Raw genomic sequence first — 15,133 nt, forward strand, 5'->3', positions numbered from 1 at the left:
TAGTTAGTGCTTACATGTATATGTTAAAGCAAGCAGTGGTAAATGTAAATTATAATTATTCATTAACTTTGCAATATATTAAATCTTTTATTCATAGAAGATAAATATCAAATCAATCATAATTATTTGACAACAAATAGCTAACGATTGTTTTAATCTACATTTGGCTTATAGCATTTTAAACCTATACTCTATTTTGATACAATATAAGTGTAAAATCAATCATAAAAAGGATATTCAATATCTGCATCCAAGAAAAACATTACAATTACCTTTAATATTGAAAATTATTTTGAATCTTGCACTTATAGGTATTGTAATTATCGTTCTAACACATACTGAGTTTCAACTTAATGCCGGTGATAGTAATGTGTTTTTATTAAACTGGGATATTCGAGGTTTAACATCTTATATTTTCTCATTCTTAATACTGGTTGCGCTTGTTTCTAAACTAATTTTAATATTTATAACTAGACGACAAAGAACATCATAAATAAACAAGCAGTCCAGTGCGTATCATCATACCTTACGCATTGGACTGCTTTGCTATGTTTATTGATTGCTATCTTTTTGTTGTTGCCATTTTTCTATTTCAGCATCTCGTAGTTCAACACGACGAATTTTACCTGAGTTTGTTTTTGGTAAGTCGTCAACGAATTCAATCTCTCTCGGATATTTATATGGTGCAACTTCATTTTTAACAAATTGTTGTAGTTCTTTAACTAACGTATCATCACCCGCAGTATGGTCCTGTAAAATAACGAATGCTTTAACAATATTTCCTCGTATATCATGAGGTTTTGCTACTACAGCACATTCTTTAACGGCTGGATGATTCGTTAACGCATCTTCAACTTCAAAAGGCCCAATCGTATAGCCTGAACTAATAATAATGTCATCTCGACGTCCTTCAAACCAGAAATAACCATCATCATCTACATGAGCTAAGTCACCAGTGATGTAGTATTTACCTGTTTGCGCTTTCGCCGTACGTTCTGGCTCTTTATAATACCCTTTGAAAAGTGCTGGCAAATCAAGTGGTACTGCAATATTCCCTTTCGTATTAGCAGGTACGCTATTCCCCTCATCATCTACTACAGTGACCGAACTACCCGGAATGCCTTTACCCATTGATCCAATCCTCTGTGGTGTATCTTTTAAAAAGCCTATAAGCAAGGTACTTTCAGTCTGGCCATATCCATCTCTTACAGTTAAATTAAAGTATTTCTTGAATTGTTCAACTACTTCTCGATTTAGTGGCTCACCTGCAGAAACGGCACTATGTAAATGCGTTAAGTCATAATCATTTAAGTTCTGTAATTTAGCCATCATACGATATTCTGTCGGTGTACAACATAAAACATTAATTTGATATTTTTGAAGCAATTCTAAGTATGTTTCAGGACTGAACCTTCCATTAAATACAAAAGCAGTTGCACCTGAACCTAATACAGATAAGAAAGGACTCCATACCCATTTTTGCCAACCTGGTGCTGCTGTTGCCCAAACTAAGTCATCTTCATTAATACATAACCAATGTTTTGGTGCCATTTGTAAATGTGCAAATCCCCATCCATGACAATGTGTAACGGCTTTAGGATTGCCAGTTGTACCAGATGTATATGACAGAATCGCCATATCATCACGCGTCGTATCTGCCATTTCTAGTTTGTTACTTGCGTTTTCTTTTTCAGCTTCAAGTGAAATCCATCCATCTTTTTGACCGGCAATAACAAATTTAGTTAACGCATCATATTCTTTAATTTTTTCAAATTCAACTGTGAATGGCTCTAGTGCAATAACTGCATTAATTTCACCATGTGTGATACGGTATTGTAAATCTTTAGTTCTTAGCATTTCAGAACATGGAATGATTGCAACACCTAATTTTAAAGCAGCAATATATAATTCATACGTCGCAATAGATCGTGGCATCATAATGAGTACTTTATCGCCTTTAGATAAACCGTGCGATGCTAAAACATTACCTACTTTATTAGACTGTTCAATGAGCTGTTGGTAAGTGACTGATATATCTTCGCCTTCAGTATTATGATATAAAATTGCCTTTTTATCTGGTATGTGGCTATATTTTTCGATTTCCGAAATAATGTTATATTTTTCAGGCGCGAATAGAGCTGACTTTTGCATAACTAACTTCCTTTCATACATCCACTTTTCCTGTGATGAACATTGTAATTTTATAAATGAATTATATACATCATACGCCTATCTTTACAGAATTTTCAATTAAATAGGGTTAAATACCAAAGTCCTCGACACTACACTTTGACATGACGTAGCATTCAAGGACTTTCAAATGATTGAGGGTTGATATCTCGGGCTAGACCATATCAGCTAATTCAATACGAATATTGTATGATAATTCACGATTAATTATTTTTACATCTGCACCTTTCGAAGTGCCACGATGCTTGTGTGTATGCTTGTACTCAGCTGAATTTTGCCAATGATAAAATGCTTGCCTATTTTCCCACAGCGTAATAATGATATAGTGTCTACCAGCTGTTCTAGGTCTTAAAAACCTTAATGCTTTAAATCCATCAACGTTTTTTAAATGCTTATTACGTCGCAAAAATTTTTGCTCGAATGTTTCTTCTTGTCCTTCGTTAATATATAAATGATTTAACACACATAATGAATCATTTGATAAATCATTTATCGCTTCTAGCACATCGTAATATGCAGTGTCATTATTTTTTTGTATTGTGAGACAATCATCCAGTTCTTCTATTACATAACTTCTATATTCATCATAAATTTTCATAATAAATGCCTTCATTTCATTTATATTTTTGGTCATATTACTTTATATCTATTACTAATTCATTCCCGTATTTATTAATTACAATCATAGTTTGGCTTCTTTTTAAAAGATAAGACTTTGTAAAAAGTATTAATATTTCATGCAAATGGGGGACAGGAGTCGCCCACTATTTTTGTGTCTTCAATTTCATGATCATTATTTAACATTAGTCATGAAAATAGCCGACAACTTCATCTGTGAAATCACCGGCCTTTTATTTTAGCTAACTTTATTTCTGATTTTACGATTTTAATTGATCATACAGAGAAAGTGATCTTTTTACAATTTCTAAAAACTCATGATCTATATTGGACATTTGATGAAAATAAGACAAAATGTTTTCTGTTAGCTTCTCTTGTTTTGGGAATGAATCATCTTCTTTAATCCAAATCGCTAATTCGCCTAATGGTGTTTTATCATCTTTAAATGTTTGTATATATTCGTAAAAGCTCATAGTATTCCTTCTCTCAATTTACTTATATAAATCCTACCACGAAAGCTTTCAAGAAAACACAATTAAATGTCTATTTAGTGAACTTTTTAAGGTTGTGCACTCTTTTAATGTCTGCCAATTAGGTCAATTAATCATCACAATGTACAATTAACTCTATTTTCAGTTCATATACTCACACACCGTTTTTGAACAACACATTAACTTCTCATTTAGATAAAACGCAAAAAAGCCTGGCACCAATACAATAGATGCCAGACTAAGAGTCTACTATATAAATTTATTTAGCGTATGGTTTTACTTCGATTGCACCTTCATTTTCATCATGAACACCATGCTTATAATAATCAATATATTGTGGCTCTAAAGGCTTTCTGCCACGTATAATGTCTGCTGCTTTTTCAGCTAACATTAAAACAGGTGCGTGTATATTGCCATTTGTCGTACGTGGCATAGCTGATGCATCAACTACACGTAAATTTTCCATACCGTGGACTTTCATTGTTAACGGGTCAACTACTGCCATTGGATCTGAAGCAGGACCCATTTTAGCACTACAAGATGGGTGTAATGCTGTTTCACCATCTCTACGAACCCAATCAAGAATTTCTTCGTCTGTTTGCACTTCTGGTCCTGGTGAAATTTCTCCACCATTGAATGGATCCATTGCTTTTTGAGATAAGATATTTCTTGCTACACGAATTGCTTCTACCCATTCTTTTTTATCTTCTTCTGTTGATAAATAATTAAAGCGGATACTTGGTTTTTCGAATGGATCTTTAGATTTGATTTTCAAGCTACCACGAGAGTTTGAATACATTGGTCCTACGTGAACTTGATAACCATGTGCGACCGCTGCCTTTTGACCATCATATCTTACAGCTATTGGTAAGAAATGGAACATTAAGTTAGGATAATCAACTTCGTTATTTGAACGTACAAATCCGCCACCTTCAAAATGGTTAGATGCTGCTGCACCTGTACGTGTGAAAATCCATTGTAAACCAATAAATGGCATGCGCTTGATATCTAAGCTTGGCTGTAATGATACAGGTTCCTTACATTTATGTTGAATGTATACCTCTAAGTGATCTTCAAAGTTTTCACCCACACCAGGTAAATGAACACGTGGCTCAATGCCTTTTGATTTTAGGAACTCTGAATCACCGACACCAGATAATTGTAGTAATTGTGGCGTATTGAATGCCCCACCAGACAAAATGACTTCATTAGCATCGATGGTATGTAGTTTGCCATTTTTCTTATACGTAACACCAGTTGCTCTTCTACCTTCATAATGAATTTCAGTTACAAAGGCACGTGTTTCAACGGTTAAGTTTTTACGCTTCATCGCTGGATGTAAATATGCTCTTGAAGCTGACATTCGGCGACCACGATGTACTTGACTATCGAACGGTCCAAAACCTTCTTGTCTAAATCCATTCACATCAGGTGTTTTATGATAGCCTGCTTCAACACCTGCATCAAAGAATGACTGGAATAAAGGATTCGTTGCTGGCCCTCGTTTTAACTTAATTGGTCCATCATGGCCTCTAAATTTATCATAAGGCGCTGCACCGTATGTTTTTTCTAATTTTTTAAAATACGGTAAACAGTGCGCAAAATCCCAAGTTTCCATACCTTCTGGTTCTGCCCAGCCTTCATAGTCCATTGGATTACCACGTTGATAAATCATGCCATTAATCGAACTTGATCCACCTAAAACTTTACCTCGGGCATGTGCTACTTTACGACCGCCCATATGTGGTTCTTCATCTGTTGAATAAATCCAATCGTAAAATTTATTGCCTGAAGGGAACATTAACGCAGCAGGCATTTGGATAAATAAATCCCAAAAATAATCACTGCGACCCGCTTCTAATACTAAGACTTCTTTATCTTTATCTTCACTCAGACGATTACCTAGTACAGAACCTGCACTGCCTCCTCCAATGATGACATAATCATATGATTTGTTTTTGTTACTCATCGTTATGACCTCCAAAGTTTGTTGTATTTCAAAGTGAGTATTGCATGAAATATTTGTTAGTGGCTGATTGGTTATCGTTGAATTGCTAAACTTAGCTAACCAAAACACTCGCTTTTCCTTTTACGATTGTTACTAACAGTAATGAAATAATCTATGATTCATTTTGCGTTTAGTCCAAATTATCAATCAACATTTCGCCACTTATACAAAACAAAGTGAGTGTCTTGTGTTCTTACAATGGCACTCACCTTATCTAATTTTTATTTGCTAAACCAATTCACTAATTGTGGATTTGTATTTGTTAAAATGTGTTTTGAAACAAGGTACTCTTCTAAGCCTTCTTTGCCTAATTCTCTACCGATACCTGATTGTTTGTATCCACCCCATGGCGCTTGTGCAAAATATGGATGGAAATCATTAATCCACACCGTTCCAAGTTTCAACTTGTTAGCAACGCGTTGTGCTTTTCCAATATCTTTAGAAAATACAGCACCTGCTAAACCATATATAGAATCATTCGCTAATTGAATCGCTTCTTGTTCAGTTTCAAAGCCTTCTACAGTAACGACAGGTCCGAAAACCTCTTCTTGTACAATACGCATTGACGTATCACAATTTGTAATGACTGTTGGCTCGAAGAATAGACCATCTTTTAAATCATCTCTATCTGGACGTTTACCACCAACAGCAATTGTTGCGCCTTCTGCTTTAGCTACATCCATATAAGATTCGATCTTATTACGATGTTCTGTTGAAATCACTGGTCCCATTTCAGTATCAGCATCAAAACCATTACCTAATTTGATTTTTTTCACGCGATCAATAAGTGCTTGCTCAAATTTGTCTTTAATACTGTTTTGTACTAATATTCTTGATCCTGCTGAACAAACTTGACCTGCATGGAAATATCCACCATTTAACGCTTGGTCTACTGCCAATTCAAAATCAGCATCATCAAAGATAATGTTTGGATTTTTACCGCCAAGTTCCAAGGCAATATTCGTAACATTATTAGCAGCATTTTTCATAATATGCTTACCAGTCTCAATGCCACCTGTAAATGATACAAGGTCAACCTCTTTATGACCTGACATTACGTCACCAACTTCAGAACCTGCACCTAGAATAAGATTAATTGTTCCTTTAGGGAAACCAACTTCTTCCATTAATTCAAAAACACGTATTGTTGTTAATGGTGTAATTTCACTTGGTTTCATAACTAGTGAACAACCCGTAGCAAGCGCTGGCGCAATTTTCCATGATGCTTGTAATAACGGATAATTCCAAGGTGTAATTTGTGTAACTACACCTACTGGTTCTTTAACAATTTTGCTTTCTGTATCTGGAATTGGTGAATCAATCATTTCGCCACCGTCTTTATCTGCTAATCCAGCAAAATACATAAACACATTATGAATATCATCCATATCTGCATATGATTCTTCTAACGTTTTTCCAGTATCTAATGTTTCTAATCGTGCTAACGCTTCGCGATGTTCTTTAATCTTGTCCGCGATGGCACGTACTTTTTTACCTCTTGTTTCAGCAGTTTCTTGCGACCATTCACCAGACTCAAACGCACGTCTTGCAGCTAAGATTGCACGTTCTGCATCCTCTTTTGTCCCTTCAGAAACCGTAAATATCACTTCTTGATTGTAAGGATTGATAATATCTCTTGTATTTTTATTCGCGCTTTCAACCCACTCACCATCAATATATTGACGCTGAGATAAATGTTTTAAAAGTTCCATTCAACAACCTCCGTTAAATTTGTTAAATTTTTATTTAACGAATTTTACAAACTTATGTTAGCATAGAAATGAAAAATGTGTCAATTTACAAAACAACTCAAGAATTAAGTTTTGTAAGTTCGTTAGATTTTTATTTAACGAAACATTTAACTTTAATGCTTTAAATATTTTTAATGTCTTTTTTTAGAAAAGGTTTTATAATGTATTAGTATTTATTTTAACGTGACCAAAATGATGTACGGAGGTGCAATGATGACTCGTTCTCAGAACAAACAGCAACAATTAGAACAAGCAAAAGATATTGTAATTAATTCAATTGGACAGACAATGGATTTGTATGGCACTAATAGAAGTGTAGGAAACTTATATGGCACAATGGTGTTTGAAGGCAGTATGACGCTTGATGAAATGCGTCATCAATTGCAAATGAGCAAACCAAGTATGAGTGCTGGCGTTAAGAAATTGCAGGAATTTGATATTGTTAAACAACAATTTACGAGAGGAAGCCGCAAACAACATTTTATCGCCGAGAAAGACTTTTTCATCTTTTTCCGAAACTTTTTCACTAAAAAATTCCAGCGTGAAATTGACATCAATGTCGAAGCAGTAAAAGATGCTCAAGCTATTATCAATCCATTACTTGAAAGCAGTGATTTAACTGAAGCTGAAACACAAGAGGCACAAAAAATTAAAGCTCAGCTTGATCATACACATGTTTATTACGAATGGTTAGAACAGTTAACCGAAGCGATTGAAAGCGGTGAAATTTTCAAATATTTCCCAATTCCAGAACAGCCTTCTGATTCTGAAAATTAAAATTGACTCAAACAACGACAATGATGATTATGCATGATAAAAACAATGCAATAGGTCCACGAAATAAACGGTAATTTCTATCTCAATAAATAGAAATTACCGTTTTTGTTTTATATGACAATCAATTATGGAGGTATTTTCTAGGGCTTTCTTAGATTCGTTACATTGCTTCGCCAATATATTTCAATTAGCTATTCTCGCCCTCACGTACTCTATCAATAATATTTTGTATTTGTTCACGTTTTTCATATTCATTTTCTACAAAATAAACTAACGGTTCATCTTTGATAGTAACCCAAGGTACAAGTACATCAAAATCTAATTCTTTAACCATCTCTAAACTTTGAATAGATTTTTCTCTATCACTTGAACCTAATATAACTGTACGCCATCTCTTCCCTTCAAAACATATAAAATCTCCAGTAAATAAGTAACGGTGATGACCATCATCCCATAAAAATAGTGTCGTCCCTGGTGTATGTCCAGGCGCGGGAATAACTTCTAAATCCTTATCCAACATTACACGATTACTAAATTGTTTTTGAACAGAAATCTTATGTTTCAGTGCAGCCACATCATTTTCATGTATAAAGTAAGGGGCTTCAACTTGATTAGAACCTCCTATAGATTCATGATCATGATTCATCAATACTTTTGAAACACCACCTAATGATGCAATGTCTTGTTGGGAGTCACCTAAGTGTCCGGAATGATAGATAACAATATTACCTGTTTCACGTTTTAAAATAAAAGATTTAAATAGAAATCGATTATCAAAAGGCAGTTCCGAAGTAGGTGTCGCATATAAGTTTTTTGTGATGGATTCTAAACTGTCATGTAATTTGGACTGTTTATTTTTAAATTGATTAGTCATTTTATTTCATCCTTCGATTAATTTGAATTGTACATACGCAGTACCCTTTATTTAATTTAATAATCAATGAGAGTCTTTCAAACTTCGATTTAGAATATGCTTCATACAATAAATAAGTACTTGGAGCACTAAAAAATTAAATCTTTTAGTACAACATTAATGAAAACCTAAAAGTTCATCCTACAATGCTACTAAAAAAAGGGGAATGGAACAGAAATGATATTTTCACAAAATTCATTTCGTCGTCCCAGACCCGCTTTGAATTATAAATTATCGTCTTGTTCTTCTTCTGATACTTGAACGATTCGCAATGAACGACGTTCAACTTCTTTTAATTTTTCAGCACGCGTTTCAAGTTTAATTCTATCGCGCCCTAAAATGATTAAAAATGATATCATCATGAAAATAAAAATAACAATTAATGGCACACTTGCCAGTATTGAAGCAGTTTTCAATACTTCTAATGCACGTTCACCACCAACTAGCATCAATGAAAATGGCAATAAGCACAATGCAAATGCCCAGAATAAACGATTGGCACGTAATGGTTCGCCTACCACTTTTTTCTGAGATGCTGCCGCTAAAATATATGAACCCGAATCAAATGTTGTTGCTAAGAATAAGAAAGCAGATACTAAGAATAGTACAATCATCAATGATGGGAATGGTAAATGATGCACCACTTCAATAATGGTTGCCTCTGTACCATGTGTATTTAAATATTGTGTTACATTAAACTGTCCAGAAATTTGTAAATACACAGCATAGTTACCAAAAATACCAAAGAATAATACGCATCCAAGCGTTCCATAAATAATTGTTCCTAGCACGACTTCTTTAAGGCGTCGACCTTTTGAAATTCTAGCGATAAATAAACCGATAAATGGCGCATATACTAACCACCATGACCAGTAGAATATTGTCCAGTCTTGTGGGAAATTCGTTTCTTTTCGACCTTTAATACCACCGAATGGTTCTAACCATGTTGCCATATGAAAGAAATCTCTCAACATATTTCCGAACCCTGTCACTGTCGTTTCCATAATAAAAACAGTCGGTCCAATAATAAATATAAAGGCTAAAAGTACAAAGGATAGCCAAACGTTGATATCACTTAACTTTTGAATACCTTTTTTCAATCCTGTATATGAACTAATGGCAAATATAACCGTGATTGTTAATAAAATGGCCGAACGTAAAATCATATTTTTACCATCTAAACCAGTTAATCTTTCTATGCCTGCAGAAATTAATGGCACACCTAACGCTAGTGATGTTGCCGCACCACCTAGCAATCCAAAGATAAATAAGATATCTACAACTTTACCTACAAATTTATCTGTTTGACCTTTTAAAATCGGACGACAAGCTTGACTAATTTTATACACCGGTTGTTTTTTAACAAATACTAAATAACCAATTGGTAATGCTGGTAGAACATAAATAGCCCAAGCAATTGGCCCCCAGTGGAACATACCATATTGCGTCGCATATTGGAGTGCTTCATCACTCATACTTTTCGCGCCATTTGGTGGAACTTGATAGTAAAAAGCCCATTCAATAACGCCCCAGTATAAAATATCAGAGCCTATGCCTGCACAAAACAGCATTGCCGCCCATGTAAATGTATTAAATTCTGGTTTATCACTTGCTTTACCAAGTGTGACATTACCATATTTACCAAATGCGATATACATTACAAAGCAAAAAATCGCCAGCCCCATAAATAAATATATCGAACCAATTGAATCAGAAATGGCACTATTAATACCAGTGATGATATCTTCACTTGCTTTTGGAAAAGCCATCATAGGTATAACTGCAAAAAGAAGTACAGCTACTGTCCCTATAAAGGTCGTCCAGTCCATAACTTTCTCTTTTTTCAATTGTGCTCCCCCTAATTATTAATTTTATGAATCCTGTTTCGATTTATCTCAAAATGTAATAATTATATTGATTCACAAAATTGACAATAACTAACATTTAATAATAATGCAAATTTCATACAATTTGAAACTTGGCAATTATTGAATATTTATATAATTTTTCCCGTAATAAACAAAACCTTAATAGCGCTAAAATAACAGTGTTAAGTTACGATTTAACGAATTTAACAAATTTTACTAGAATGGCATTTAAGAATATTTATACGTTATTAACGAATATTTATTTATTGTAAAACGCTACCAAAAAGTTAGACTTCCTTCCCACTAAAATACCACTTTTCTCTTTCAACTTTTTTAAAAAACGGATATGCAACTTTTAGTATTGGTATCAAAATGATTGTTAGGTCATATTCTATCAATATATTTTTATAAAGAATTGCTTTTATTAACTTTCAATTATGTACCTAACCTAAAAAGAAGCCAAGGCAACGAATGTTACCTTGACTTCTAATACATATTCAACTAACTATATATTCAATCATACGCGCATGCGAGAGTGATTGTTGTACATCTATAATGCGTTGATTTAAAGAACCTTTATATGGTAAATCAGGTTTGAATAAGTGTTGTATAAATAGACCATCTACTAAAACGTCAATGTATGATAATAACTCTCGACGTTCTGTACAATCATTTGCTAAATATTCATATAAAAATCCAGTCCATACCCAAATTGTCTTTGTATTTCCAAAACGTGCTCGAAATGCTTTGACAAGATTTAATGTAATATCCAAATTACAAAATGGTTCGCCACCTAATAGACTTAGCCCAGATATATAATCATGATCGCAATCATCTAATATTTCTGCTAATATTTCATCAGTGTATTTCTCGCCATATCTGAACTTTTGTGAGGCTTTGTTATAACATCCAACACAATTAAATGGACATCCTGATACATAAACACTGCATCTTACTCCTTCACCGTCAACAAAGCTATTTGATTCTATTTTAGCAATATAACCTTGTCCTTGTTTAATGTCTAAAAGTATCATTCTTTAGGCGCTTTCATATGTTTTACTCGTGCGCAAATTTCTTTATGACGGCCTTTAATTACTGGACGTTGAACTGGATTGCCTAGGTAACCACATGTTCGTTTAACGACATCAACTGTTTTAGGATTATCATTGCCACAGTTCGGGCATTTAAATCCTTTTTCAGTTGCTTCAAAATCTCCATCGTAATCACATTCATAACAATGATCAATCGGAATATTTGTACCTAAGTAACCAACTTTGTCATAAGAGTAGTCCCATACCGCTTCTAGTGCTTTCAAATTGTGTTGCAATTTCGGATACTCACAATAGTGAATGAAACCACCACTCGCATAATAAGGATAATCTTTTTCAAAATCTAACTTTTCAAAAGGTGTAACATCTTTACGTACATCATAATGGAAAGAGTTTTGATAATATCCTTTATCTGTAATGTCTTTAATATCTCCAAATCTCTCTTGGTCTAAACGACAAAAACGATCCGTTAGCGATTCACTCGGCGTACTGTAAATACTGAACCAAATGTCATATAATTCTGTCCATTTCGTTTGATAACGTTTCATTTCTTTAAGAATTTCAAGCGTAAATGCTTTTGCTTCTTGAGATGTTTCCCAGTCTGGACCATAGAAAACAGTAGCTGTTTCATACAACCCTATATAGCCCATTGAAATCGTTGCACGTTTATTTTTAAATAACTCAGCAACATCATCTGTTTCTTTTAATTTATAGTTAAATGCGCCACTTTTATATAAAATCGGTGCGTTATTCGGTACAGCATCTTTCAAACGATTTATACGATAAAGTAATGCATCATGTAACACATCGATACGTTCATAAAAGATTTCCCAGAATTTCGTCATATTACCGGCAGATTCTAATGCCATTCTAGGTAAATTAAGTGTAACAACACCAAGATTACAACGACCATTATTTTCAAAATGACCTTCCGCATCTTTCCAACTTGGTAAAAATGAACGACAACCCATTGGCGCTTTGAAATCACCTAATATTTCTACGAGTTTGTCATAATTTAAAATATCTGGATACATACGTTTCGTTGAACACTTTAATGCTAGTTGTTTAATGTCATAGTTCGGATCTTGCGGACTAAAGTTGGTTCCTTTTTTAATTGAAAATACAAGTTTCGGGAAAATCGCTGTCGTGCGGTCTTTTCCTAAGCCTTTGATACGAGTATTTAAGATAGCTTGTTGAATTTTGCGACTTAAATGATCTGTACCTAAGCCGAATCCTAATGTTACAAAAGGTGTCTGTCCATTAGATGTATATAAGGTATTAATTTCATATTCTAAACTTTCAATCGCATCATTGATGTCTTTAGTGACTTGTTGATCAACATAACGATCAATTTCAGATTCTTTGACAAATTGCTTTGCGATATTCCTATGTTGTTCTTCATTATGTCGTGCATATGTACTAAGTAATTCGTCAACGCGGTCAACCGTACAGCCACCATATTGACTGCTAGAAACATTGGCTATAATTTGTACAAGCTGCGCTGATGCAGTTTGTATTGATTTTGGTGAAGTTACATTCGCGTTGCCTATTTCAAATCCATTATGTAGCATATTTTTAGCATCTATTAAACAACAGTTAGTTAACGGTTGGAATGGATGATAATCTAAGTCGTGAAAATGTATGTCCCCTCTTTGATGTGCATCTGCAACGTGCTTTGGTAATAAATGATTTAATGCGTAAGATTTAGAAACGATACCTGCTGTTAAATCTCTCATTGTTGAAAATGTATCACTATCTTTGTTAGCATTTTCGTTAACAATAGCAGGATCTTTAGAAATCAAACCCGTTAATGCTTCTTCGATTTGATTCATTTTACCCCTTCTTCCTATATATTGTGTCTACTCATTACGTTATACCACTATATATAGTATTTTCAAATTTTTATTAGTCTGTTAACTAAAACGTCACAAAGTTATTAACATTTAGTGAAATTCATATTTCTACACAATTATTTCATTAATTTTTAAAATTGTTTAAAGATTCGTCCGTCATTTCGACATGTTTATGCAACTATTATTTCATTTTGCAACGTGACCATAGTTTCTATTTTTTCATACTTAAATCGTCACAATGCCCATCAACATTGCAATTACTAACATAACGATAGCGAATCCCCAAATCCAAAAGAATGCATACTTAATATACGTGCCCATGTTTGCCTCTGCTAAACCAATTGCCAACCATAAGGCTGGTGAAAATGGGCTGACAAATGTACCTATAATATTCCCTATGACCATTGAATAAGCTGTTGATACAGACGGTACACCAAATTGCCCTGCTGTTTGTTCGACAATCGGTAACACAGCAAAATAATAAGCGTCTGTGCTAGTTAGTAAATCTAATGGTACGCCAAGTAAACCTACAATAATATGCAAGTATGGTCCTACTTCTGCAGGAATCACTTTGATTAAATTGGTCGCAATCGCTTTAAGCATACCGGTTTCATTTAGTACACCTAAAAACATACCTGCTGCAATAATCACTGCAGCCATCATTAATGCATTCGGCGCATGCGCTCTTAATCGTTCCATTTGTTCATCCACTGATTTAAAATTAATAACAAGTGCCAACGAAACACCTATCATGAATGCAAATTCAGGTGGCGCAATATTTATTAACATCGATAGAATAACAGCTAAAGTTAAAGCTGTATTCACCCATTTTATCCATGATTTTGTTCTTGCACGTCCTTTTACAGGAAACCTTACATCTTGATCTCGTTCATATACTTCAACTAATTTATGTACATCTATATCTTGTGTTTGCGGTAATTCATTTCTCTCTATTGCTTTTTTGATACGTTTCTGTTCTTTAAATCCAAGATATACCGCAAACAACATAACAAGAATGAAACCTATTATTTGAATAGGTATTAATCCATACCATAATTCATTGACACTTTTGGCTTTTAACACTGCAGCTACACGAGCCATTGGACCTCCCCAAGGTACCATGTTCATAATCGCCGCGCTTAATGCTAATAGTAAAATCAATAAATATTTATTCATATTTAACGCTTTATATAAAGGTAATAATGCAGGAATAGAAAGCAAAAATGTTACCGCACCGGCCCCATCTAATTGGGCTATTGTGCCAATTAAAGCTGTCATTGCACAGACAATGACGACATTGCCTCGTGTCATTAATATTAAGCGTTTGACAAGCGGCTTGAATAAACCACTATCGTTCATGATGCCAAAGAAAATAATGGCAAAGATAAACATAATAACAACGTTGATGACTTGATCTAACCCTTTAGCAAAAAATCCAACCAAATCTGTCACACTATATCCTAAAATCATTGCCCCTAAGCAAGGTATGATTGTCATACCTACAACTGGATTTATCTTTTTGGCAATGAGTAAACCTACAATTGAAATAATAATAATGAGCCCCATTACTGTTAACCACATATTATCACTATTCATATTATTTTCTCCCTCCACT

General features: G+C 34.1%; 15 protein-coding genes. 4 read left to right on the top strand and 11 right to left on the bottom strand.

What is annotated here, in order from left to right; all coding sequences use genetic code 11:
• Positions 1-163 precede the first annotated feature (163 nt).
• The gene (locus JG553_RS10305; RefSeq protein WP_001791775.1) at positions 164-493 is read left to right on the top strand and encodes a hypothetical protein; all 330 of its coding nucleotides are present in this window, start codon (positions 164-166) and stop codon (positions 491-493) included.
• A 59-nt stretch (positions 494-552) separates the two neighbouring features.
• On the opposite strand, the gene mbcS is transcribed toward JG553_RS10305, so the two are convergent.
• The 5 genes from mbcS to betB all read right to left on the bottom strand — a co-directional run bounded on the left by mbcS (position 553) and on the right by betB (position 7,019).
• Positions 553-2,151, bottom strand: coding sequence for an acyl-CoA synthetase MbcS (mbcS, locus tag JG553_RS10310; RefSeq protein ID WP_001172340.1), 1,599 nt, complete (start codon positions 2,149-2,151; stop codon positions 553-555).
• A 193-nt stretch (positions 2,152-2,344) separates the two neighbouring features.
• Complete coding sequence (locus JG553_RS10315) at positions 2,345-2,788, bottom strand: antibiotic biosynthesis monooxygenase family protein (protein WP_000708242.1); 444 nt, start codon at positions 2,786-2,788, stop codon at positions 2,345-2,347.
• Between the two features lie 280 nt (positions 2,789-3,068).
• Entirely contained in the window at positions 3,069-3,281 is a 213-nt protein-coding gene (locus JG553_RS10320) for a sterile alpha motif-like domain-containing protein (protein WP_000011688.1), read from the bottom strand.
• A 277-nt stretch (positions 3,282-3,558) separates the two neighbouring features.
• Positions 3,559-5,268 carry a choline dehydrogenase gene (gene betA, locus JG553_RS10325; RefSeq protein WP_202106763.1) on the bottom strand — a complete coding sequence of 570 codons (1,710 nt, stop codon included), beginning with the start codon at positions 5,266-5,268 and terminating at the stop codon, positions 3,559-3,561.
• Between the two features lie 260 nt (positions 5,269-5,528).
• A complete protein-coding gene (gene betB, locus JG553_RS10330) occupies positions 5,529-7,019 on the bottom strand; it encodes a betaine-aldehyde dehydrogenase (RefSeq protein WP_000421701.1) in 1,491 nt (496 codons plus the stop codon).
• 68 nt (positions 7,020-7,087) lie between these two features.
• Between betB and JG553_RS10335 the strand changes: the two genes are divergently transcribed.
• Positions 7,088-7,183 carry a hypothetical protein gene (locus JG553_RS10335; RefSeq protein ID WP_001789908.1) on the top strand — a complete coding sequence of 32 codons (96 nt, stop codon included), beginning with the start codon at positions 7,088-7,090 and terminating at the stop codon, positions 7,181-7,183.
• 88 nt (positions 7,184-7,271) lie between these two features.
• A complete protein-coding gene (gene cudC, locus JG553_RS10340; RefSeq protein WP_000198598.1) occupies positions 7,272-7,835 on the top strand; it encodes a choline uptake/conversion transcriptional regulator CudC in 564 nt (187 codons plus the stop codon).
• Positions 7,836-8,022: 187 nt separating this feature from the next.
• On the opposite strand, the gene JG553_RS10345 is transcribed toward cudC, so the two are convergent.
• Positions 8,023-8,709 carry an MBL fold metallo-hydrolase gene (locus tag JG553_RS10345; protein ID WP_000184398.1) on the bottom strand — a complete coding sequence of 229 codons (687 nt, stop codon included), beginning with the start codon at positions 8,707-8,709 and terminating at the stop codon, positions 8,023-8,025.
• Between the two features lie 263 nt (positions 8,710-8,972).
• Entirely contained in the window at positions 8,973-10,595 is a 1,623-nt protein-coding gene (locus JG553_RS10350; RefSeq protein WP_000711870.1) for a BCCT family transporter, read from the bottom strand.
• 131 nt (positions 10,596-10,726) lie between these two features.
• Between JG553_RS10350 and JG553_RS10355 the strand changes: the two genes are divergently transcribed.
• Positions 10,727-10,888 carry a hypothetical protein gene (locus tag JG553_RS10355; RefSeq protein WP_001789911.1) on the top strand — a complete coding sequence of 54 codons (162 nt, stop codon included), beginning with the start codon at positions 10,727-10,729 and terminating at the stop codon, positions 10,886-10,888.
• A 15-nt stretch (positions 10,889-10,903) separates the two neighbouring features.
• Here JG553_RS10355 and JG553_RS10360 read toward each other — a convergent pair whose 3' ends face one another.
• From JG553_RS10360 to JG553_RS10375, 4 genes are all read right to left on the bottom strand, one after another.
• The gene (locus JG553_RS10360; protein ID WP_001790600.1) at positions 10,904-11,014 is read right to left on the bottom strand and encodes a hypothetical protein; all 111 of its coding nucleotides are present in this window, start codon (positions 11,012-11,014) and stop codon (positions 10,904-10,906) included.
• 99 nt (positions 11,015-11,113) lie between these two features.
• A complete protein-coding gene (nrdG, locus tag JG553_RS10365) occupies positions 11,114-11,650 on the bottom strand; it encodes an anaerobic ribonucleoside-triphosphate reductase activating protein (protein WP_000601724.1) in 537 nt (178 codons plus the stop codon).
• Complete coding sequence (gene nrdD, locus JG553_RS10370) at positions 11,647-13,497, bottom strand: anaerobic ribonucleoside-triphosphate reductase (RefSeq protein ID WP_001071717.1); 1,851 nt, start codon at positions 13,495-13,497, stop codon at positions 11,647-11,649. Before nrdD ends, nrdG begins: the two co-directional genes overlap by 4 nt.
• Before the next feature lie 246 nt (positions 13,498-13,743).
• A complete protein-coding gene (locus tag JG553_RS10375; RefSeq protein ID WP_001083499.1) occupies positions 13,744-15,114 on the bottom strand; it encodes a CitMHS family transporter in 1,371 nt (456 codons plus the stop codon).
• Between the last annotated feature and the right edge of the window lie 19 nt (positions 15,115-15,133).

The sequence above is a fragment of the Staphylococcus sp. T93 genome (assembly GCF_016743875.1).
Classification (GTDB): domain Bacteria; phylum Bacillota; class Bacilli; order Staphylococcales; family Staphylococcaceae; genus Staphylococcus; species Staphylococcus aureus.